19 protein-coding genes and 4 pseudogenes are annotated in these 21,650 nt (G+C 67.9%); 11 read left to right on the plus strand and 12 right to left on the minus strand.

The genetic code is table 11. The features are described from left to right. Window positions 1-353 precede the first annotated feature (353 nt). The 3 genes and pseudogenes from ACZ67T_RS40790 to ACZ67T_RS40800 all read left to right on the plus strand — a co-directional run bounded on the left by ACZ67T_RS40790 (window position 354) and on the right by ACZ67T_RS40800 (window position 2,333). On the plus strand, window positions 354-536 hold the full coding sequence (locus ACZ67T_RS40790) for a hypothetical protein (protein WP_469991394.1): 183 nt from the start codon (window positions 354-356) through the stop codon (window positions 534-536). Between the two features lie 244 nt (window positions 537-780). Further along, window positions 781-1,020, plus strand: a pseudogene (locus tag ACZ67T_RS40795) (hypothetical protein); the annotation flags it as partial. A gap of 335 nt (window positions 1,021-1,355) precedes the next feature. After that, on the plus strand, window positions 1,356-2,333 hold the full coding sequence (locus ACZ67T_RS40800) for an L-threonylcarbamoyladenylate synthase (RefSeq protein WP_469991396.1): 978 nt from the start codon (window positions 1,356-1,358) through the stop codon (window positions 2,331-2,333). Window positions 2,334-3,198: 865 nt separating this feature from the next. Here ACZ67T_RS40800 and ACZ67T_RS40805 read toward each other — a convergent pair. Further along, on the minus strand, window positions 3,199-5,748 hold the full coding sequence (locus ACZ67T_RS40805; RefSeq protein WP_469991398.1) for an amino acid permease: 2,550 nt from the start codon (window positions 5,746-5,748) through the stop codon (window positions 3,199-3,201). A 418-nt stretch (window positions 5,749-6,166) separates the two neighbouring features. After that, window positions 6,167-6,502 (minus strand): annotated as a pseudogene (locus tag ACZ67T_RS40810) (PP2C family protein-serine/threonine phosphatase); the annotation flags it as partial. Between the two features lie 768 nt (window positions 6,503-7,270). Between ACZ67T_RS40810 and ACZ67T_RS40815 the strand changes: the two are divergent. Further along, a complete protein-coding gene (locus ACZ67T_RS40815; RefSeq protein ID WP_469991400.1) occupies window positions 7,271-7,741 on the plus strand; it encodes a transglycosylase SLT domain-containing protein in 471 nt (156 codons plus the stop codon). 729 nt (window positions 7,742-8,470) lie between these two features. On the opposite strand, the gene ACZ67T_RS40820 is transcribed toward ACZ67T_RS40815, so the two are convergent. Then, window positions 8,471-9,835 (minus strand): glutamate decarboxylase, encoded by a 1,365-nt coding sequence (locus ACZ67T_RS40820; protein ID WP_469991402.1) that lies wholly within the window; start codon window positions 9,833-9,835, stop codon window positions 8,471-8,473. 942 nt (window positions 9,836-10,777) lie between these two features. Here ACZ67T_RS40820 and ACZ67T_RS40825 point away from each other — a divergent pair. From ACZ67T_RS40825 to ACZ67T_RS40835, 3 genes are read left to right on the plus strand one after another with little or no spacing between them, the layout of a single operon-like run. Then, window positions 10,778-10,930: a hypothetical protein gene (locus tag ACZ67T_RS40825; protein WP_469991404.1), complete on the plus strand. Its 153-nt coding sequence runs from the start codon at window positions 10,778-10,780 to the stop codon at window positions 10,928-10,930. A 10-nt stretch (window positions 10,931-10,940) separates the two neighbouring features. Next, a complete protein-coding gene (locus ACZ67T_RS40830) occupies window positions 10,941-11,567 on the plus strand; it encodes a CBS domain-containing protein (RefSeq protein WP_469991406.1) in 627 nt (208 codons plus the stop codon). Window positions 11,568-11,603: 36 nt separating this feature from the next. Beyond that, entirely contained in the window at window positions 11,604-11,849 is a 246-nt protein-coding gene (locus ACZ67T_RS40835; RefSeq protein WP_469991439.1) for a CBS domain-containing protein, read from the plus strand. A 125-nt stretch (window positions 11,850-11,974) separates the two neighbouring features. Here the strand turns inward: ACZ67T_RS40835 and ACZ67T_RS40840 are convergent, their stop codons facing one another. Together ACZ67T_RS40840 and ACZ67T_RS40845 are read right to left on the minus strand one after the other, a co-directional pair. Further along, window positions 11,975-12,496: a hypothetical protein gene (locus ACZ67T_RS40840; protein WP_469991408.1), complete on the minus strand. Its 522-nt coding sequence runs from the start codon at window positions 12,494-12,496 to the stop codon at window positions 11,975-11,977. Between the two features lie 925 nt (window positions 12,497-13,421). Next, a complete protein-coding gene (locus tag ACZ67T_RS40845; RefSeq protein ID WP_469991410.1) occupies window positions 13,422-13,811 on the minus strand; it encodes a hypothetical protein in 390 nt (129 codons plus the stop codon). 70 nt (window positions 13,812-13,881) lie between these two features. Here ACZ67T_RS40845 and ACZ67T_RS40850 point away from each other — a divergent pair. Then, window positions 13,882-14,396: pseudogene (locus tag ACZ67T_RS40850) on the plus strand (transposase); the annotation flags it as partial. 131 nt (window positions 14,397-14,527) lie between these two features. After that, the gene (locus ACZ67T_RS40855; protein ID WP_469991412.1) at window positions 14,528-14,710 is read left to right on the plus strand and encodes a hypothetical protein; all 183 of its coding nucleotides are present in this window, start codon (window positions 14,528-14,530) and stop codon (window positions 14,708-14,710) included. Between the two features lie 10 nt (window positions 14,711-14,720). Here the strand turns inward: ACZ67T_RS40855 and ACZ67T_RS40860 are convergent, their stop codons facing one another. Continuing rightward, window positions 14,721-14,996, minus strand: a complete 276-nt coding sequence (locus tag ACZ67T_RS40860) for a hypothetical protein (RefSeq protein WP_469991414.1) — start codon at window positions 14,994-14,996, stop codon at window positions 14,721-14,723. A 90-nt stretch (window positions 14,997-15,086) separates the two neighbouring features. Between ACZ67T_RS40860 and ACZ67T_RS40865 the strand changes: the two genes are divergently transcribed. Together ACZ67T_RS40865 and ACZ67T_RS40870 are read left to right on the plus strand one after the other, a co-directional pair. Then, window positions 15,087-15,209, plus strand: coding sequence for a hypothetical protein (locus tag ACZ67T_RS40865; protein WP_469991416.1), 123 nt, complete (start codon window positions 15,087-15,089; stop codon window positions 15,207-15,209). 973 nt (window positions 15,210-16,182) lie between these two features. After that, a pseudogene (locus ACZ67T_RS40870) lies at window positions 16,183-16,807 on the plus strand (transposase); the annotation flags it as partial. A 45-nt stretch (window positions 16,808-16,852) separates the two neighbouring features. On the opposite strand, the gene ACZ67T_RS40875 reads toward ACZ67T_RS40870, so the two are convergent. The 6 genes from ACZ67T_RS40875 to ACZ67T_RS40900 form a co-directional block, all read right to left on the minus strand. Beyond that, on the minus strand, window positions 16,853-18,073 hold the full coding sequence (locus tag ACZ67T_RS40875) for a cytochrome P450 (protein ID WP_469991418.1): 1,221 nt from the start codon (window positions 18,071-18,073) through the stop codon (window positions 16,853-16,855). A gap of 57 nt (window positions 18,074-18,130) precedes the next feature. After that, a complete protein-coding gene (locus ACZ67T_RS40880; protein WP_469991420.1) occupies window positions 18,131-19,126 on the minus strand; it encodes a PDR/VanB family oxidoreductase in 996 nt (331 codons plus the stop codon). Between the two features lie 68 nt (window positions 19,127-19,194). Further along, window positions 19,195-19,968 carry an IclR family transcriptional regulator gene (locus tag ACZ67T_RS40885; protein WP_469991422.1) on the minus strand — a complete coding sequence of 258 codons (774 nt, stop codon included), beginning with the start codon at window positions 19,966-19,968 and terminating at the stop codon, window positions 19,195-19,197. Window positions 19,969-20,056: 88 nt separating this feature from the next. Continuing rightward, the gene (locus ACZ67T_RS40890) at window positions 20,057-20,233 is read right to left on the minus strand and encodes a hypothetical protein (RefSeq protein ID WP_469991424.1); all 177 of its coding nucleotides are present in this window, start codon (window positions 20,231-20,233) and stop codon (window positions 20,057-20,059) included. A gap of 253 nt (window positions 20,234-20,486) precedes the next feature. After that, complete coding sequence (locus ACZ67T_RS40895; protein ID WP_469991425.1) at window positions 20,487-21,149, minus strand: hypothetical protein; 663 nt, start codon at window positions 21,147-21,149, stop codon at window positions 20,487-20,489. Next, entirely contained in the window at window positions 21,149-21,613 is a 465-nt protein-coding gene (locus ACZ67T_RS40900; RefSeq protein ID WP_469991427.1) for a DUF2199 domain-containing protein, read from the minus strand. Before ACZ67T_RS40900 ends, ACZ67T_RS40895 begins: the two co-directional genes overlap by 1 nt. Window positions 21,614-21,650 lie beyond the last annotated feature (37 nt).

Consider the following 21,650-nt stretch of genomic DNA (forward strand, 5'->3'; position numbering starts at 1 on the left):
CGACACGTTCGCCCGTCGGGCAACAGCGTTGTCCAGGGCGGTCACAGCGACATCCTTCCCACCCGCCCCACAGGGCAAGCCAGTTCAGATGTCAGCCGATCGCGCAGCAGACTCTCTGTGTCGCAGTTGAGGGCGGAACTGCTACGTGGGGAGAGGGTGTCACCGTCCGTGCTGGCGGTGTTCTGAACAAGGCACGGTTCCTGAGCAGCCGACGGACGAAGTGGCTCACCCGGCTGGAGTGGACTTTCGGACTGATCAGCGGATTCGGTCTGGTCGTCGATGTCCATGACCTCGCCGCCCTGATGGGCTTTGGCGCGCTGTTGATGACCGTTGCCCTGTGCAGAATCCACTACGTGCTGACCCGGTCCATGCTCGTCCACGAGCCGCGCGGTATCCGAATGTTCCTGGTGCAGCGCAGCTCGAACCACACCTGCACCGGCAGCCGCGGCCAGACCGTCGTCGTACTCGGTGTGCTCTCCGCTATTGCAGGGATCGTCAGCGGGATCGTGGCCATTCTCGACTACCTGCGCGGCTGATCCCCCTGATCTTCTTCACGGTTCCGCAGCGGGACCGCCGGGCTCCGGGCCCGGCATGGCTGTTCCCCCTGCCGGAGGGATGGCCTGAGGGGGCGGTGCCACCGGGTCCGAGACGCGCCGTTGCGAAGCTGATGAGAGGTCCGCCTACCGCCCTGGCCTGGTGCAACGCCCGGCCAAGTGCCGGGGCAGCGGGCACCGCACAACGGCCGGAGTTTTTCATCCAGTTGGTGCTTCCGTGGTCGAGATGGAGCAGGAGCCCTCCCGTCGGCCTGCGCTCAAGCGGCTCGTGCACACTTCGGACTGGCATCTGGGAGGTGACATCTACGACCGGGCCATTCCCAGTCTGGACGCTGTGCGCCTGTTCCATCGCGCCCTGCATCAGCTCGCCGACCTCGGCGTGCCGATTCGGGAGGTGTCGACCTGGTGGTCGAGGAAGGCTCTCTGGGCGGGAATGCGACGGCGCGGCGGGGGGTCGGGCGTCATCCGAAAGTAGGTAACAGCGCCGCCGCCCGAACCTCGGTGGGGCTGGAGCGGTCCTCACGGCCCGGGGCAGGCAGCAGACGCGAAACGAAGGACCTCGCACCACAGATCTCGGTACGGGTGTTCACAGAGCGCCGGGCAGGCCTTGCACCTGCCCGTCTCCCCGCAGGAAGCGCGACTTTCAACGCGCCGGTGCAGGTCTTCTCTGTCTTCTCCGTCGGCTTCGGCCGTGTGGGGACACGTCCGCCCTCGTGCGGTGGCCCCGGGCGTAGTGGTCTTGCCGTCACGTGCCGCTGCCCATGGAACGCGGCATAGCGCAGCGGTGAGAGGATTGCGAGGGTGACGGCACGAACCAGTGATATCGACAAGGCAGCCGGTGTGCTGCGTGGCGGAGGCTTGGTGGCCTTCCCGACCGAAACGGTCTACGGCCTGGGCGCCAACGCCGAGGACCCCACCGCCGTAGCGCGCATCTTCCAGGCCAAGGGCCGCCCGCCCTCCCACCCGCTGATCGTCCACATCGGCGGCGCGGAACTTCTGGGCGACTGGGTCGAGGAGGTACCCGCAACAGCACGCCTGTTGGCAGAACACTTCTGGCCGGGGCCACTGACGCTGGTCCTGCGGCGCAGCCATCGGGTGCCCCTCGAAGCGACCGGGGGCCTTGAGACGGTCGCCGTACGCGTGCCCGAGCACCCCGTCGCACTCACGCTGCTCTCGGCGTTCGGCGGCGGCATCACGGCCCCGTCCGCGAACCGTTTCGGCTCGGTCAGCCCCACCACGGCGGACCACGTCCGTGCGGAGCTGGGTGACGCGGTCGACTTCGTTCTGGACGGCGGCTCCTGCGAGGTCGGCGTCGAGTCGACCATCGTCGACGTCACGGGCGAGATCCCGAGCCTTCTTCGGCCCGGCGGGGTGACACGCGAGGACCTCGAAGCGGTCTTGGGCCGCCCGATCGCGGCCGACGCGACCAGCCCCGTCCGGGTGCCGGGCCAGCATCCGTCCCACTATGCGCCGCGGGCGAAGGTCGTCCTCGTCGAGGCCGAGAACGTCAAAGCCGAAGCGGAACTCGCGCAAGACGCTGGGCACCAGGTGGGCGTCTTTCTCCCCCCTGCCTTCGCCGATAGCCCGGTGAAGGCACACGCCGTGGTGGCGGTCCCCGCTTCGATGGCCGCCTACGCGCGCGGGCTGTACGGGTTCCTGCGCGAACTCGACCAGCAAGGGTGCGACCTCATCATCGCCTCCTTGCCGGCAGAGAAGGAATTGGGACTCGCCATCGCCAACCGGCTCCGCCGCGCCGCCGGACCCCGACCCACCGCCTGAACGTCAACCAAGGCCCGCTTCACGTTCCTGACCACGCGCACCGGCGCCACAGCAACCGATGCACCACAGGTCGCGCGCACCGACAGGCGTGCGCGACCAGTGGTGCCCTGCCACGCGATGGCCGAGCACCAGTGGGCACCCCAAGGGGTGGCCGCCTCACGCCTCATCCGCAGGCCTTCGCTGGCACCGGACGCCCGCACCGGTGCTGTCACCAGCGGCAGTGCCACCCGCGGCTGCGACATCGGCGTGACCCGCCGCTACAAGCCGGTGCCGGCAACCTCCCGCACCGCCATGCGGTTTTGCGACCGCACGTGCGGAGCGGCAAACCGAAGATGGCGCCGCCACCGGCGGACGCCTTCGCCATCAGCCTTGCCTGCCTCTGGGGCGAGAGCCCGCACAAGTCGTGCGCTGCCCGGTGTGCGGACGGCACTGTGCGCACGGTGTCTGGAGGCGCACGAGTGCGGCCCACACGGGCCGAAGCTCTCGTGAGCTGGCACGCGTCTGCCGGATGAACGGGCGGCGCCGGCCCCTCGCCTCCATGTTTGCGCGGCACGCAGTGGAGATCCCGCAGTCGGACGACGTCCTGTTCGTCGAGAAGGGTTGGTACGACTGGCGGGCGCTGGACGAACTGGCGGTCTCGGCGTAGTGGGTGGGTGAGTACCGGAGTCACTCAAGTGCGCCGAGAAGCTCCTCGACGACGGCAAACTGCTCGAAGGGCATCGCCAACGCATCATCGAGAACAGGGACTTCGCGCGCTCCGAGCTGCGCTGGCCACGCGAGCGAAGACACGGAAACGCGCCAGCACCTGACTTGCGCCGACACGCGCCGCGGCCGTCGACTCGGCCATCCAATGCACCGCTCGGTGCTACTGGCGGTCCGGCTGCGGCAGGTCCTGCTCGGTCCAGATGGTCTTCCCGGTGGACGTGTAGCGCGTGCCCCAGTGGTGGGTCATCTGGGCGATGATGAACAGGCCTCGACCTCCCTCGTCGTCGCTCGCGGCGTGCCGCAGATTGGGCGCGGTGTGGCCGGTGTCGGACACTTCGCAGGTCAGGGTCCGGTCGCGGATCAGGCGCACCTGGATCGGGCCGCCACTTGCGTAGCGGATGGCGTTGGTGACCAGTTCGCTGACGATGAGCTCCGTGGTGAACGCCACGTCGTCCAGCCCCCAGTCGCCGAGCTGCTTCCCGACGGCGGAGCGGATGGCGGCCACGGCCGCCGGGTCCGGGGCCAGTGCCCATTGGGCGAACCGATTCCGGGCGAGCAGGCGCGTGCGGACCAGGAGCATCGTCGCGTCCACGTCCACCGCCCCGGGCAGCATGGTGGTCACCGCCCGGTCGCACAGTTCTTCCAGGGATCTTCGGTCGTCGGAGAGGACCTGTGAGAGGTGCGCGAGCCCGGCTTCGCGGTCGTCGGCCGTTTGGAGGAGGCCGTCCGTGAAGAGGGCGACGAGAGTGCCCGGCGCGAGTTCCAGTTCCGTGCTCTGGTGGGGCGGGCCGCCGATTCCCAGCGGTGGTCCTGGCGGCAGCTCCGGATAGTCGACGGCGCCCGTGTGCGGTTCGACGAGCGCCAGCCCCGGCTCCCCGGCTCGCGCCATGATGCACTCCCCCGAGATGGGGTCGTACACCGCGTACAGGCAGCTCACGCTCAGAGCCGCGTCGGTGTGCGCTTTCCGGTGGCCCGGGCCGCGGCCGGTCCCGCTCTCGTGCGTGGTCTGCTCGACCAGGTCGGCCAGGCGGGACAGCAGCTCGTCCGGGCTCAGGTCCAGCCGGGCCAGGACGCGCACCCCCGTGCGCAGGCGTCCCATGGTGGCCGCGGCGTGTATGCCGTGACCGAGCACGTCCCCGACGACCAGGCCGACCCGGGTACCGGAGAGAGGGATGACGTCGTACCAGTCGCCGCCCACCCCGGACCCGCTGTCGGCGGGCAGGTAGCGGCTCGCCGAGTCGACGGCGGCGTGCGGCGGCAGGCGGCGTGGAAGCAGGCTCCGCTGGAGCTTGAGGGCCACGCTGTGGCCACGGGTGACCATCGGCATCAGCAGGAAACCGATCAGCAGGGCGCTCAGGCCCAGGACGGCGACCCCGCCCGTCCTGCCGATCAGCGGCAGGTCGACGGCGGTCGTGCCGTACCGGGGATCCGCGTAGACGACGAAGGTGGCGTAGAGGAACAGCAAGAGCATGAACAGCGCGCCGAGCCCCGGTAGCACGCCCTTGAAGACCAGGTCCTTGACGCTGCGGGTGAGGATCTTACGGTGGTACCAGACGCAGGCGAAGCCGGTCAGTCCGTACTGGAACGCGATCGCGAGACCGACCGACTCGATCGAGTCGGCCAGGACGTTCTGGCTGAGCGAGGTCAGCAGGACGAACAGGGCGACCGAGGCCGCTCCCATGCCGATGGTCCCCCAGGTGGGGGTGAGAAACCTGCGGTGGACCCGGGCGAACCGAGAGGGGACGGCCTTGTGGACCGCCATGGAGAAGACGGTCCTGGCCAGGGGCAGGATGGTGGTCTGTGCGGAGGCCAACGCGGAGGTCAGCACCATCAGGATCAGCAGTCTCGACAGGAACAGCCCCGTGCCGTGGCTCCCGAACACGGCCTCACCCAGCCCGGAGAACACATCGTCCGCGTTGTCCGCGTTGCCGAGTCCGATACCCGAGGTGCCGACTCCCGCGAACGCCTGGGCCGACGTGGACACCAGCCCGTACATGACCAGGAGCAGCACGGTGGACAAGACTGCGGCGCGGCCCGGGATGTGCGTGCTGTCGACGGTTTCCTCGTTGACGGAGAACGCGGTGTCCCAGCCCCAGTAGATGAAGACCCCCGCGAGGATGCCCGAGGTCATGGCCGTCACCGAGGGCACCGCGAAGGGGTTGAACCAGGACGCGGACACATGGATCGCCGTCGGCGGAGGGCTGGTGTACACCCTTACCAGCGCGGCGACGGCGAGCAGGATCAGCATCACCACTTCCATGCACAGCAGCCAGCGCTGTACAGCCGCCGAGACCGAGATGCCGACGTAGCAGATCACTGTCAGCACGGCGATCCAGACGACGCCTGCCGCGGTGGTCCACAGCCGGTTTTCCGCCAGTTCGTCCAGGCCCATCAACCGGAAGCCGTAGGCAGCGGCGATCTGCGCGAGGCTGGCCATGACGATGATGTTGGCGACGATGAGACCCCAGCCGCCCATCCAGCCGGTGCGCGGTCCGAAGGCGCGGGTGGCCCAGGTGAAGGTGGTCCCGCAGTCGGCGTTGCTCGCGTTGAGCTCCCGGAAGGCGTACGCGACCAGCAGCATCGGGACGAAAGCCAGCATGGTGACGATCGGAGCCTGCAATCCGACTCCGGCCACGATGATGCCCAGCGTGGCGGCGAGGCTGTACGCCGGGCCGGTGGAGGCCAGGCCCATGACGACCGAGGAGAACATCCCCAGGGCATCGTTCTTGAGCCCCTTCCGGCCGGACCCTGTGCCCGGAGCGGGAAGACCGGCCGACACGGCACCGCCGAAAAGCCTCACACTTGATTCCAACGCAGGGCCGCTTCCCTTGGCAACCGCGCAGGGACAGCGGGAGTGGCTGCCACCGTGAACGACGGCGATGCGGCCGTTCTGTGCCGCTCGCAGAGAAAGCCGCCGATGGCTCTGAGCTGCACTGGCGTCGCGCCTCGGGTCTCGCAGCGTCACAGGCGGATGACGACCCGGGCGATGTCGTCGCGGGGCTCGCTGGTGACTGGCAGCCGGGCCGGCAATGCGTTTGCCGACTCGTCGAGGGGAGGGCGATGTCCTGGGCGAGGGCTGAGATCAGGCGGGCCGGGCCGGCATCGATGTCCTCGTCGCGGCGTTCGATGAGCCCGTCGGTGTAGAGCACGAGGGTGTCGCCCGGTGTGTAGGGCAGACCGGCCTGGGGCGGGGAACGTGGTACGGGCGGGGCACCGAGCGGGAGGTCTCCGTGCCCTGGACCAGCTAGCTCGCAGGCCCCGTCGAGATGGAGCAGGACGGGCGGCGGGTGCCCGGCCTTGCTGTAGACAATCAGCCTGCTGCTGGGGTCGATGAATACCTGCACCGCGGTTGCCGCCGTCGCCCTGTGGATGGAGCGAGCGTGCAGGCCAAGGACCTCCAGGGCCTGGGCTGGGCTGGGGATGGCCCGGCTGGCTGCGCACTGCGCACTGCGCAGCATGCCCATGACGGCTGCGGCCGGCAGCGGACGTTGACTGTGAGGGCGTCCAGTTCAGGGCAGTGGACCGGAACGGCCTTGAGTCGAAGGTGCTCCGTCTCGGTGAGAGTCTCCGGCCGACGGAGGATCCATCATCGTCGCGTCCTTGCCGGCGGAGGAGGAATGGGGTCCGCCTCCCCCATGATCGTTCAGGACTTCGGTCCGGAGGATCAGTACGCACACCAGATCGTGGCCGCTTCCGATCGCCGTTCGACCGGGTACTGGAGCCGGCTGACCGGTTGGCCATATGCGCGGCATCGAAATACTCGGCGCCCACCACCGGTCGCCTCCCCTGGCCGGCCAAGCAGTCCAGGACATGCTCTCGGCTCGCCGGCAAAGAAGGAGGACGCGTTCGGGGGCGCCCACCCGCCAGGCCAGGCCCTCTTGCGGGCGAGCATCGATAATCCGCCGACCCAGCCCACTACGCCGCGAATACAGAGTGCATTTTCGCCATTACCGTGAGCGAATGGGACACCCTCAATATGGCACAGGTCACATGATTCACGTCACTCTTGTCCGTCTTTGAGGCATTTGCTGCGTGGGGTGGGTCATATGGCCTGCGTCACTATGAAGTCGAATAGTAGACCGACACCGCGTTTTCCCCGGGCCTGACGGCACCCCCGGATCACTTTTGAGTACCTCATACTAATCCCCATCGTAAGAGGGGCTCATTGACCTGTGTTTCATCCCTGATTAACAATTCTTGGCATCACCCCCCGACAGAACAGGAATTACTGCATGCAGTTCACCGCGATGCCCAAGAAGTTCGCCCGCATGACCAAGACCAAGAAGGTCTCGCTGGGCATGGTCGCCGCCGGCGCCGCCGTGATGGCCGGCACCGTCATCAGTGCCCCGGCCGCCTCGGCCGCCACCCCCGCCCAGTCCGGCGGCGGCAACGTCGACACCTGGATCAACGAGTCGCTCAAGGTCATGCACGCCCAGGGCATCCCGGGCACCTACGAGGGCATCCACCGCAACCTGATGCGCGAGTCCGCCGGCAACCCCAACGCCATCAACAACTGGGACTCCAACGCCGCGAAGGGCATCCCCTCCAAGGGCCTGATGCAGGTCATCGACCCGACCTTCAAGGCGTACCACGTCGCCGGCACCTCGCAGAACATCTACGACCCGGTCGCCAACATCACCGCCTCCGCCAAGTACGCCGCGCAGCGCTACGGCTCGATCGACAACGTCAACTCCGCGTACTGATCCGGCCCGACGCACCCCCCCCCACGCACGGCCGGCAGCAGGCGCCACGCCCCGCACCGCGCCGAGGGGACGAACCACCGCAGGCCGCGTCGCTCGCGACCGGCCTGCCCACGACAGCCGATCCCCCAGCCACACACACGGCACACCCCGCCCCCGGACACCCCCACGCCATGGCAGCGGTCGAGGCGGCATCGATCCGCACCGCGCCCGCACCCGCACCCGCACCCGCACCCGCACCCGCGAGGACGGTCCCGGCACTGGACTCCGCTCGCCCAGCACCACCGTGCTACCCGCACCGACGGATTCCTCGAGCACACCAGCGGCGCACTACTCGTCATCACGCCCGACACAAACTTCGTCACGCCCGACGCGATCGGCGCCACGTACGTGCGGGAGAAGCTCAAGGAAAGCCCTGCCCGAGGGCTCTGAGCACCGACGGGTTCCACGAAGGCGCTTCCGTGTGACGGTCTCCATCGTCCAGGCGCTGCGGGTCCCTGAACCCGGACGGCGCCGGGGTGAAACTGTTGTCCTCGGATCTGCAGCGCCCCCTGCAATCGGGCCGAGGATGTGGCCGAACGGTTTGGCGTGAAGCCGATCCTGGATCGCAGACTGCGATTCTGGCCGTCCCGCCCAAGTCCTGTGCCGCGTGGCGCCACAGGACTTTGAGTTTGTGCACCACTGCTCATCAGGCCAGCGGTCGACAATCCCCCGCTCTGCCGGCTGCGGGCGTCAGTAGCCGGTGCCGCGCTTGATCTGGGCTCGCTCGGCGTCGGTGGTCCCACCCTTGTGGTCCAAGGTGTCGCACGCGTCGGCGATGTCCCGAGCCAGACGGTCGATCTGCTCGCGGCTCAGGGTCTCCTTGACCAGGGCGCGAAGGATCTTCACCTGTTCCGCATTGGGCGGGAGCGTATACGCCGGCACCATCCAGCCGCGCTCGGCCGAGAGCTGCCAAGCGATGTCGGACTCGTCGTAGGCGTGCTTGCCGGCAAGACGGAAAGCTACCAGCGGCAGCTGCTCGAGGTCGCTGCCGATCACTTCGAAGCGGCCGCTGCTCTGCAGGTTGTCCGCCAATGCGTGGGCGTTCTTCTGCATCGTCTCCATGACGTAGGTATAGCCCTGACGCCCCAGCCGCACGAAGTTGTAGTACTGGGCGAGCACCATCGACGCACCGGTCGAGAAGTTCAGCGTGAACGTCGAGTCGGTCTTGCCCAGGTAGTTCTCGTAGAACACGAGGTCCTCGGCCAGGTCGGACTCCTGACGGAAGACCAGCCAGCCGATTCCGGGGTAGACCAGGCCATATTTGTGTCCCGATACGTTGATCGAGCGGACTTGCTCGAGCCGGAAGTCCCATTTCGAGTCCGGATAGAGGAAGGGCCACACGAAGCCGCCGCTGGCGCCGTCGACATGGATCGGGATGTCGAGGTCCCGCTCCTTGCGGACGTCCCGGAGGAGCTTGTCGATCCCGGCCACGTCGTCCTTGTGGCCGGTGAACGTGGTGCCGACGACGGCGACGACACCGATCGTGTTCTCGTCGATGTGGGGTTCTACGTCCTCCGGGCCGATCGTGTACTTGTCCTCGGCAAGCGGCACGATCCGCGGCTCCACGTCGAAGTAGCGGCAGAACTTCTCCCACACGACGTGGACGTCGCCGCCAAAGACCAGGTTGGGCCGGTCAACCGACAGGTTGGCCGCCTGGCGTCGCTGCCGCCACTTCCACTTCAGCGACAGCGCGCCGAGCATGATCGCCTCGGACGATCCCTGGGTCCGGCATCCGGCGGTCTTGCCCGGGGCATGGAAGAGGTCCGCGAGCATGCGCACGCAGCGCTGCTCGATCTCGGCGGAGATGGGGTACTCCGCGTGGTCGATGAAGTTGCGGTGGAGGTTCTCGGCGATGATCCGTTGCGCCTCCGGCTCCATCCATGTGGTGACGAACGTGGCGAGGTTGCGCTGCGGGTCACCCTCCATGACCAGGTCTTCATCCAGCAACCTCATGGCATCCGTCGCGGTCATGCCCTCCTCGGGGAAAGTCTTCGAGGGAGCGGGCTCGGTCAGGAACCGGTTTCCGAACAGGGCCGCGGCGTCTGTCTTGGTCATGCCGACGATTCAACCGGTTCCCGGACAAGAGCCCTTCTCAGGAACTCGGGCCGGTCTTGGGATTCACGAGAACGGCGCACTCCGATGTCCTCTCAACGCGACCACTCCCATGCCCGCATCCGGGAGCAGCGCGCCGCTATCTACAGAGGCTCGATCTGGTCACAGAAGAAAGTGGCCGACACGCCGGATAGTGACCGGTCCATTTGGTCAGCCGACGGGACCATTCCGGTGGTGGTCCTGGGCCGCCATCAGCAGGTCACCGCACAGCCCTCTTTGATCGTCACAGGACCGGCCAGGGCAGGGAAGACCACCGCGCTGCTCCAGGTCGGCCGCGCCTGCCACCCGATCCACAGTCGGCGCCACGTCCGCCGCTGCGGCGGGGCAGGCATAGGTCGCCGACGTGCTGGTCTCGCCGCCCCCAGTGCGCGAGGACCCTGGCCCTCGAACTCGCCCGCTGCCTCGGCGCAAGTGCCGCTCAGAGGCCTGCCAGGGGCCGAGGATCCCGGTTCTTGCCATGCCGCACCTTCCACCTTCGGCGCAACATCCGACTTGTTAGCAATTCAATACAATTAGCCCCCTGTCTGTGTAATGGCCGGCGGTCGTGAAGCGCGAACAGGCCGGTGCAACGACGGGAGGTGCCCTGGTGACAGGGATCAAGCTGGGAGAAGGACGACCGGCCAAGTCGTCTCCTGGCGCCGCCTCCACCTGTTCCGAGGATGGCGCGAAGCCGTTCGCACGGCACAGCCTGCGACAGCCGCAGCGATGGCTCGCGGGTGTCGCAGGACGCAAAGGACCGCCTCGCCGACCTCATCACCCAGTGTGACCACGAGGGCTCAGTCCACTTGGGCCCAGTCAGTCCCCTATGGACACCCCGGAAGGACCTACCACGGAGGCCCTACGCCACCCAGGCTCGAACGTGGGGCCGATATACCAGGAGGAGCCATGGGCCAGACGCACTTCCACGCTGCGGAGGGGATCGTCCACCTGACGAAGTCCGTCCCCGACGCGGCCCTGAGGGATGTGCTGACGCGTGTCGCACGCACGGTTCAGGGGATCGCCGACGTCACCGCACAGTCCGACATCGAAGTCCCCTAGGAGGGCGATGATGAGGCACCGCACCGTCGCCGACCTGATGGCCCCGACAGCAATCAGCGTTCAGCGCGGCACCCCGTTCAAGGAGATCGCCCGGCTCCTCGACGAGTTCGACATCACCGCCGTGCCCGTCGTGGACGAGTCCGAACGTCCCGTGGGTGTCGTCTCCGAGGCTGACCTCCTCCACAGACGTGCTTCCGGGCTGGGCGCGCCCACCGCGGCCGACATCATGACCAGCCCGGCCATCACCGCCGCACCGGAATGGAGCGTCGTCCGCGCCGCGCGTGTCATGGGCAGACACGCGGTCAAGCGGCTGCCTGTGGTGGACGCCGCCGGCCGACTCATCGGAGTCGTGAGCCGCAGCGACCTTATACAGCTCTTCCTACGCCGTGACCAGTCGATCCGGGAAGAGATCGTCGAGGATGTGCTGACCCGCACGCTCCAGCTCAGCCCATCGGCTCTGTCCGTCGAGGTCACCGATGGCGTGGTGACCCTCAGCGGCACGGTGGGACGGCGCATGCTCATCCCCGTCGTCGTGCGGCTGTGCCACAGCGTCGACGGCGTGGTGGACGTGATCAATCGGCTCGGCTTCGAGTTCGACGACATGTCGGTCGACCCACCAACGACCACCGAGCGGTAGGAGAAGGCGGTGAGGCGTCGAAGAACAGACGAGGTGATGACCCGGGAGGTCCTCACCGTCCCTCAGAACGTCGCCTTCAAAGACATCGTCCGGACACTGACCGAACGCCAGATGCCGGCGGTACCGGTCGTCGACTCCGCAAGGCACCCCCTCGACCTGATCTCGGAAGGAGACCTCCTCCAGAAGTCCGCAGGACAAGACGACTGCTTCCGGTCACTGCCCGAACAGGAACCACGCAGGTGTCTCGCGGGCCTGGTCGCGGTGGTCTGCCCAGTCTCGTAGGCGCTGAGCAGCATTGCCGACAACCTCGGCGACAAGGGGCAAACCCAGCTGATGCCCGTCGACTGCAGGGTCTCACGCCGCGGTGCGCTCCCGTCCCAGCGTCCTCGGCCCTGGGTGCCCTGGCATCACCCCGGCCGACTGCCGCTGCGGACGCGAGAGTTGGCATTGGATGCCCTGCACTTCGGGCATCGCTCTTGCTTGTTGGCCTGCGCGGCGAGGACGCCAAGCGCCTGCTGTAGGGCCAATTCCAAGGCGCCGGGCAGGTACAGCGCGCCGGTACCATCCGGTGGAACCAGCCACCGCAGGCGCCCGGCAGCCTGCTGCGGCGCGGGCACCGTGATCCACGAGCCTTTGCCCAGATATCGGACGTCCGAGCCGATCCAGCGGCCGACTGGATCGGGCGGCAGGAAGAAGCAAACCCGACGGGCAGCGATGTCGGCGAGCGCGGGACCAGGCGCCTCAGAGATGCACAATAGGGCGTCAAGAGCCGGCATGCCCAATTCCTCCGGCACGCTCAGCACGTCCCAGAATCGCCCGCAGGTCAATACCGCCACCCCGGTCTCTCCGTGCCACTGCCGTTTGCACGCTCGCGGGTCGGTCGAGGCGGCTGACAGCCATTCCACGGCTTGCCGTGTGACTCCTCGCATTTGCGCACCTCCAGATCCGTCAGTCCCGTAGACGGGACACACTTCCCCCGCGCCGCCGGGACCGCCCAGCCTGGGACGTTCATCCTGATAGATAAATGCGCAGCTCGGAAGGGGTGGCGAACCATGGCGAATAACCTCATATTGTTTGCTATTGAAGCAAGCACCCCATTGGACTCAGAAACCTCAAAATCATGACCACACACGGATTGTGAGCTCATCTGAGTTATGTGTGGCGGGCTACGCGGCGGAAGCCCCTGGCTGCGCAGCATTGGCCGGCACTCCGCCCAAGCAGACCCATTGGCGCGCTTCGTAAAGACTGCATGGCACCTCAAACAGGCGCCTGCCCATAAGCATCAGCAGCTCCACAGTGCCGTGACCAGCGTGACTCCTCCTCATGAATGAAGGGCTTCTCGCTACGCCGGTGCGGCTTCTGACGGACCAGCCCGGCACACAGCACCGCGGGTTGAGGACGAATCCGCCGTCAGAGGTGGCGAGGAAGTTGGCTATGCCCGGGTCGATCCCGACGACGCAACCCGCCGCGGGAAACAGCCTGCCGGTGGCCAGATCGAAGGCGCGAGCATGTGCCTCACACCGTTTGTGCGGTTGTAGATGACCCGCAGTCGGCGCGAACGTTTGGACGCGTTCCAGGCAGCGGTGGTCTTCCAGGGGAACTCGCCCTCGCGCAGGATCCGGCGCGGAGTCTCCTGGCTGACGGCCGCAGTCACCGTCTGCATGACTAGCGAAGTCCGAACCCCAGACTCAGCGGGCGAAGGTGACCTTGAGTGGTTCGTCGGGGCACCGCCAGCTTAGATGATCAATTCCAAGGGATGCCTGCGGAGGGTGTGGGATGGGCGGCGGCCGAAGCCACCGCGAGACGGTCAGGCGGCGGGCTGCCGACCCTGGTTGCCGAGGTGGCAGCGAGCGGTCAGGCGTCAGGGTCGACTTCGGGGTGCGCGAACCGCACGGGCTTGCCCAGCGACCGGGCGTAGGCAATTTCGGCTCGGGTGCTGTCTCCGATGTAGTCGCCGACTACGAGCACCTCATCAGCGAGCCGGATCTTCGCCCGGTGCAGATCGTCGAGTCGAACCTTCAGCGTCTCGGCCTCGACAGGATCGGACCAGAGTTCGTGCGGTGACTTCATGTCACAGCCCGGTTTGACGACAATCTTTCCGGCTTTGGTCTCGCGCAGATCGGCCTCGTTCATCTCGGTCATGAAGCGGGTGGAGCCGCAGATCACGACGATACGCGGGAGCCTCAACAGCTTCTTCGCATCGGCGAGTTTCTCCTCGGGGGTGAGCAGTCGCGGGTATGACACTCGTTCCTCCTGGGGGTGTAGTCCAAGGGGTGCCTGCGGAGACGAGAACGAGGGTGTCCAAGATCGTCTTATGGCGAACGACGTGGACACCCTCGCGACAGCACTCTATGTGACGACCGACGACATGCTGAAGGAACATCCCGACCTGGCGCCATGGCGCCCGCCGGTCAGCAATACGCCCCGCCTGAGCGATGCCGAACTGGTCACCCTCGCCACGATGCAGGCCATACTCGGCGGGTCGTGGGGTCCACCCCGGTGGAATGCGGCCGGTCCCGCGAGACCGTCAAACCCTCCGACCTGGCAGGATGGGCCGAATACGGCTACTGGGCCAGCCACAGCCGCTTCTTCTGAGGGCTGCGCCTACACCTGGTCTGCACCCTCCAGGGCCTGCCCATCGCCTTCGCCTTGCCCCGGGCCAAGGCCGACGAATGCCCGCTTCTGCGAGAGCGCCCCCGACAGACTCTCATCGGCGACAAGAACTACTTCGGCCGTGGTTTCGAACGCGAACTGTTTGAGCATGGAGCCCAGTTGCTGCGGCCTGCCCGTAAAGGTGAACGGGAACGGCCTGGCGCAGCCCTGTTCAGGCAGGGCGATGGCCCTGCGCCGGAGGCAACTCGCGAGTTGGCAAACCGGTTGGATCGGCGGCTGCGACTGGCATACCCGGAGGTGCCGGCAACAGGTCCGGGGGTGCCGAGTACCCAGTACGGAGATCTGTGATGAACGACGACGACCCAACTGTCATGGATCCGCCGGCTCCACTGCTGCCACTGGTGACGTTGGAGGAGGCGCAGGACGTGGTCGAGGTGCTGGCGCTGGTGGCGGCGGGTGAGCCGGTGGATCGGGACTGGACGCGCAGCCTGGCGATGAACCTGGCTGCGCGCATCCCGTCACGGGACTAGGTGCGCACCGTCACAGCTTGGCGGTCAGTCCGTTCACGCTCTGGGTGACCGCGTCGACGATCTTCTTGATGCCGCCGGTGCTCGCGTTGGTGGATTTGAGAAGGTCGGTTATCGCGGTGGTCAGTTCGACGTTGCTGGCGGCAAGGGCGAGTTGTGTGGCGGCTTGAGCCCGGTTGATGTCGTCGGGGTGGGCGTTGCCGTTCTTAAGTTTGCCGACTTCGGTCTCGGCCTTGCCTACGAGGATCCTTGCTGACGTCGTCATGGTCCCCCCAGTGATGGCGTGCATGTCCCGACCAAAGTACGTGCGGGATGCATTCGCCGCCACGGTGCCTCACGCCGCGGCCCTCCCGGCGAACGGCAAGTCCATGAGCTCGCCGTGCCCGTACTGCGTTCCGCAGCCGCGGTCCTGTTCGCCGGGGGTGTCGAGAGTGACGCGAAGGTGGTACCCGCAAGGGCAGGCGACGGGAACGCGGTGGGCGGCTTCTCGCCGGTGACCTGAGCGTGACACTGGCCACGGATCTGGCTTGCCTCGCGGCTGAACTCGTCGAATGCCAGCTGGCTTTCAGCCGTCCAGGGCAGTAGGACGCGGAGTCGTTTCACGACCTGCTCGCACTGCTGCTGGAGGCCGCCCTGCCAGCGCGGATGCCGGTAACCGAGCTGCTCGCGCCAATCGATCAGCCCGGTTCGGAGGATCGCCACGACGCCTCCGCGGGCGTGAAGGCTCAGTACTTCCGGGCGGAGCGGGAGCGGCACCATACGGCTCCATGAGACGGCGGGCCCGCCTGTCCCGCTGCCGGGGGTCATGCAGGTGGCGAGGCCGGCTTACAGGCCTGGCATCGCGGCGAGTTGCTCGTCGGTGCGACGGATGCAGGGCCGGCATGCCTGATGCCCGGGCTCGTCGGCAAACAGGCCGCGGCGGCAGATTGTGCAGACAGGGGCGTGGCGCCGTGGAGGGACATCGGCAGTGCTCCGTTCGGATGTATTGCAGTTACAGGCTGAGCGTTGGCGCGTTGAACATGCATGAGCAGAAGTCGCAGGTTGCGGGAGCTATCAGGACCGGCGGCGTTCGACCAACTGCAGGCAGAGTTGGCCCGTGCTGCCGCCGGGATGGCGAGGGACAAGCCACCCCGCGGGAAAGCCGTTGAGGGAGCGCTTCACCCTCCGGGCGCGGAGCCTGATGACAGCCCCGGTGAGGCGGCGCCGCCCCCCGGCTCGGGCTGAACCCCTCCTGGATCGGGCTGGTCACACAGGCAGGTATCGCGGCCTTCACCGAGCCTGGTCGCGGCGAGCAGGTCGGGAACCACGGGGCCGCCCACCACGGACCTACCGCGTACGGGCCGACCAGCGCCTTCGCGGAGCAATGCTCATTACCCGTGGATCGGCTCGTGAGGGCACACGAAGGGCGTACCTTCCCGAGTGATCGATCGACTGGTATCGAGTCGCGTTGGCCCGTGGGTCGGGAAGGCACGCCCGTGCTCAGCGTGGTCAACTCCGACGGCACCACCGCCGACGGCTCCTCCCTGATTGACGAGATCGTCCGTGAAGGCGCCCGGCGCACTCGCCGCTGCCCTGGGGCGGAAGTCCATACCTATGTATCCGAGTTGGCCAACGAACGGGACGACACCGGTCGTCGCCTGGTCGTCCCCAACGGCTATCACCGGCCCAGGGAGGTGACCACCGCGGCCGGTGTCGTCGAGGTGGCGGCCCCGCGGGTGAACGACAAGCGCACGGACGAGACTACGGGCGAGCGCAAGCGGTTCTCCTCGGCGATCCTGCCGCCCTGGGCACGGGAGTCCCCGAAGATCAGCGAGGTCCTGCCCCTCCTCTGTCTCCACGGCCTGTCCTCCGGGGACTTCGTGCCCACTCGAGCAGTTCCTCGGCTCCACGGCCGGCCTGTCGGCGGCGACCGTCATCCGCCTGACCCAGCAGTGGCAGGCTGACCACGCCGCATCCGGTGAGCGTGACCTGTCGGGCAGCGACTACGTCTGGGCCGACGGCATCCACCTGCGCATCCGCCTGCGCGAGGAGAAAGCATGCGTACTCGTATTGATGGGCGTGCGCGCCGATGGCGCCAATGAGCTGAGTCCGGCGGAGGACAACCCCTCGTACTTTGCTGTGACATTGCGGTGTTCCTCTCAGGATTCAGATGCGGGAGGCGGGACGGACGCGGACGGGGAGTGACTCCCATGCGCGCAAGGTGTTGTTGGCGTGGCGGCGCGGTGTGGCTGTCAGCTCGATCGACTCGACCCGGCGGGCCAGCGCTGTCAGCAGGGCCTCCGCCTCCAGGCGGGCGACATGCTGGCCGATGCACTGGTGCAGGCCCATCCCGAAGCCGACGTGGCCGGACGGGTCCCTGGCGAGGTCGAAGCGGTCGGGTTCCTTCCAGCGGCGAGGGTCGCGGTTCGCGGCGCCGAGGAACATCAGGATCTTGGTGCCTTCGGGAACGGTTATCCCGGCGATCTCCACATCCGTCGTGGCAGTACGGAAGAACGTCTGCACCGGTGACTGCCAGCGCACCGCCTCGTCGAACGCCACCCGCGTCAACTCGGGGCGCACGCGCAGTCGCTGCCACTGCTCCGGGTGTGTGGCGAAGGCGTAGAGACAGGCGGACAGACCATGCACGGTGGTATCGACGCTGGCGGTGAGCAATGAGCGCACCACCAACGGCGCCTGTTCATAGGTCAGTTCACCGCGGTCGGCCGCAGCCCAGATCTCGGCGCCGAACCCAGTGTCGGCGAGGGCTTCCCGCGCGCACTGGGCGTTGACCCAGGATCCGAGCTCGGCGGCTCGGTGGGCATCGGCGGCCACCAGCTCGTTGCGCGGGCCGAAGGCGTTGAAGGCCATGTTCCCGTACGGCAGCAGATGCTCACGGCCATCCGGGCCCAGGCCCACGGCGTCGGGAAACGCGCGGAGCGGGAACGCCTCCGCGAGAGCGGTGAAGGCGTCGAACTCCGCTCCTTCGGCCAGGACTTGATCCACCAGCTCCTCTGCCACAGCGGACCACGCCGCGCGCAGTCGGCGCAGCGCGGGCGGGGCGAGGATGTCCCGCAGGACACGGCGCGGCGCATCGTGCAGGGGCGGGTCGGCCTCCAGGAGCAGGCTCGGCGCCCGCCACGGCTCCTCGTGGCGGAAGTTGGCCAGGCCCACGCCGGAGCCCGATTCGAAGCGCTGCCAGTCCACGAGCGCGGCGTGGACCTCCTCGTACCGGGCCAGGGCGTGGACGCCGTAGCGGGAGAGGTATACGAGGGGTCCGATCTCGCGCAGGGCCTCGTGGAACGGCTCAGGGTGGAGCAGGTGCTCGTGGGCGAACGGGTCGATGTCGCTGACGGGCGGCGTCACGGCACGCACGGGTGTCTCGGTCATGGCGGCTCCTCGGCAGAAGACAGAAGGCGAAACAGAAGGGGACCTGTGAGGCGGCACTCAGAGGTCCAGGACGAGGCGGTCACTGCACGAGCGTGAGACGCACACGAACATGCAGTCACTGACATTCCGTTGATGGTCCGTCAGGACCGAGTCCCGGTGGTCCGGCCGCCCGTCGAGGACGGGTGTGAGGCAGGTGCCACACGTGCCCTGCTCGCACGAGGAGAGGACGTCCACGCCCGCCTCGCGCACGGCGTCCAGTACGGAGATGCCTGGCGTCACGGTGATGGTGCGTCCACTGCGCCGCAGCTCCACCTCGAACGGCGCGTCCCGCGTCGGCGGGGCTTGCTCAGCGGCGGTGAAGCGTTCGCTGCGCAGGGCGTAAGGCGCCCAGCCGGAGCCCGCGGCCTCCACGGCGGCGAGCAGCGGTCCCGGGCCGCAGCTGTACACCTTGGTGTCGGCACACGGCGTGCCGAGCCAGGCGTTCAGGTCCAGGAGACCCCGCTCGTCCTGCGGGACGATGTGCACGCGCTCGCCGTATGCGGCGGCCAGGTCCTCGTGGAACGCCATGGAGGCACGGCTTCGGCCCCCATACAGCAACTGCCATTCCACGCCGAGCAGTTCGGCCTGATGGATCATCGGCAGAAGCGGGGTGATGCCGATGCCCCCCGCGATGAACAGGTACGCCTGCGAGGGCACCAGCGGGAAGTGATTGCGCGGCCCGCCGACCCCCACCCGGTCGCCCGAGCGGAGCCGATCGTGGACGTACGCCGAGCCGCCCCGCCCCTGAGGTTCGCGCAGCACGGCGATACGGAATGTGTGGGCGTCCCACCGGTCACCGCACAGGGAGTACTGGCGCACCGTGCCGTCCGGCAGGATCAGGTCGATGTGGGCGCCGGGCGTCCAGTCCGGCAGTCGGCGCCCGTCAGGGTGGGACAACGTCAAGGAGACCACGCCGTCGGCCACTTGCCGCTTGTCGGCGACCGTCAACGTCACCGCGTTGCCTGCGCCCGCAACGGCTCTTGCAACCCCGGTGTCCCCGCTGGTTCCGACCATCCTGTCGCCTCCCGTCGTTGGGTTTCAGGAAGGATGCGCGGGCGGGGACACACACGGCGACGCCCTTCTCAATGATTGAGAGGGAAATTCTTCGAAGCTCTCGCCTCCAGAGCGCGGGAGATGCCACGGGCGGCAGTGCGCACCACGGGCACCACATCCGCAGCGCCGGACTCGTTCGGCACGATCACCGACAGGGTGGCCAGCACGCTGCCGCGGCGGTCCCGCACCGGCGCGGCGATGCCGCACGCGTCTGGATGCACGAAGCCGGGACAGCAGGCGTAGCCACGCTGCCGGATGTCGGCGAGCAGCACCCGGAGCGCGGGTGCGGTGGCGGGCGTGTCCGGCGTGTAGCGGTGCAGCGGCTCGCCCAGGACCCGCTCCTGCACGTCGGCCGGGGCGTGCGCGAGCAGGACCAGACCGCTGGACGAGGCATGCGGCGGCAACCGGCCCGCGATGCGCGTGTAGTTGATGACCCCGCCTGGCGCACTCAACCGTTCCAGGAACAGCACCTCGTCACCGTCGAGCACGCCCAACTGCACATGATGGCCCACCACCTCGTGCACGCCCTCCATGAACGGCATCGCGACGTCGCGCAACGACAGGGCGGGCGACGCGCGGGTCACCAGCTCCCACATGCGCAGCCCGATCCGTACGCGCCGGTCCGCGTCCCTCGCCAAGAAGTCGTACGACACAAGCTCGGCCACAAGCCGCGACGCGGTCGCCACATGGAGCCCGGTGCGCCGGGCGAGTTCCGAGACGGTCAGCGCCGGCTCGTCAGGGGTGAACGCCTCGAAGATCCGCACGGCCCTGGCCAGCACCGACTCGCCGTTCTGCGTCCTCACCCGGCCATCATCGGCTCCCCGTCGCGCACGTCAAGACCCGCGGGCTCAGAGATCCGCAAATGTCATCGCAGCGGCCGTCGACCGGCGGTTAACGGCTCGCCAGGGCAGTGGCCATACGGGTCGTCACCACGGTGAGCCCCTGCGCGGCACCGACCGCAAGGAACACCGGGCCCGCCGCCGCACTGCCGGCCAGCCACGGGCGCGCCGCGCTGGACGCGGGCGCCACGGGCGCGACGTGCTGGGATGCCCTGGGCGTCTGCGTCATGAACGAGCCTTCCTCGCGTGGTGTTGTCGCTCATCTGACCGACGGGACCCGGCAAAGTCATCGGTCCGAACAGGGTGCGCCAGATCACGAGCACCTCGTCCGACCGCACGGAACACGCCTCGCCCGCTACCTCACGGCCATCCAGCCAGCCCCACGGGCCACCTATCTCGCTCAGTCACACCTGCTCCGCTGTGACTGAGCGCGCTGGTTGGCCCGTCCGGCCAAGTACGTGCTCAGTTCCGGCGCCTGCGAGTCAGCTCCCGCGAAGACCCCACTCGTCGAGGCCGCTGTAGACGTGAGCTTCAAGGCATTGCGGAGCGTCAAGGCCCACAGCCTCACCTCGATACAGGGCGATGAGCGAGTTCCTGCCCCGCCACCAGGTATCCATCACTCCCTCCACTTCGGGCACCGGCTCGTAGCCGCTGAGGTCCAATGACTCGACGGCCTTCCCCTTGATCCTTGTGACGGTCTTGGCCCAGCGACGAGCATGGGCGGCGAGCGCCAAAGACTCCACCCACCCGTCCGTGCTGGCGTGCAGGGGTGTCCAGCGGTAGGCGTCGATCCCGAATGCTCCGTCGGGACCGATCCTGAATCCGTAGGCCATGGATACTCGGCAGCTCCCCGCCTGGTACGACCATCCCTCTGTATCCGACCCCTCGGGACAGTCGGCATCGAGGACGTGCGGGCCCCCTTCGTAGAACGGGGCCGGCGGCAGGGCAAGGCCGCCCCAGCGGTCCTGGAAGGCTGCCGCCCGGTCGATCTCCGCAGCAGGGATCCCCCGCCCGACCCACGCGTCGCGGTATCGCCGGATGTCCTGCCGGTGGACGCGGATGCCGTCCACCTCGACGAACCTCTGGGCTCGGCAGCTCAGGCCGACGGGCCCGACCGGTATCGGCGATACGAAACCGTCAGCCATCAGCGCTTCCGGCCGTCACCGGAGTGGAGCACAGCCTCCGCGATCTCCCGCACGCGGTCCAGGGTGATCCCCGTGCGCTGTTCGACGGCGAGGGGGTGGTCGGTGGGCTCCAGCTCGACGCAGGGGCGCTCACCGATCGGGCGGGTGTGGACGTGCGTCTTGAGGTTGAGGGTCGCGGCCGGGTAGACCGGCAGGTCGGTGGTGAGCCAGCCGAAGTACGGTTTCTCGGCCTCGCGGCCGGGGGTGCCCCACAGATCTGCGGCCCGGGAGAAGCTCTCTCGGCTGAGCGACACCCAGACGCCCCAGGAGAACACCTCGTCGCTGCCGATGACCGGTATCTCGATCAGGCCCTTGACGAAGTAATGCTGCCCTCGGACCACGCACTGGTCCGAGGAGAGCAGGCAGTCATCGGCACCGGCAAAGGCCGGATCCCACACGGCGGGGGCCTCAGCCGTGTAGTTCATAGGCAGCTCACAGTGCTGAGCCCCGCAACGCATGCAG

It is taken from the genome of Streptomyces sp. NPDC107517, from assembly GCF_055582645.1.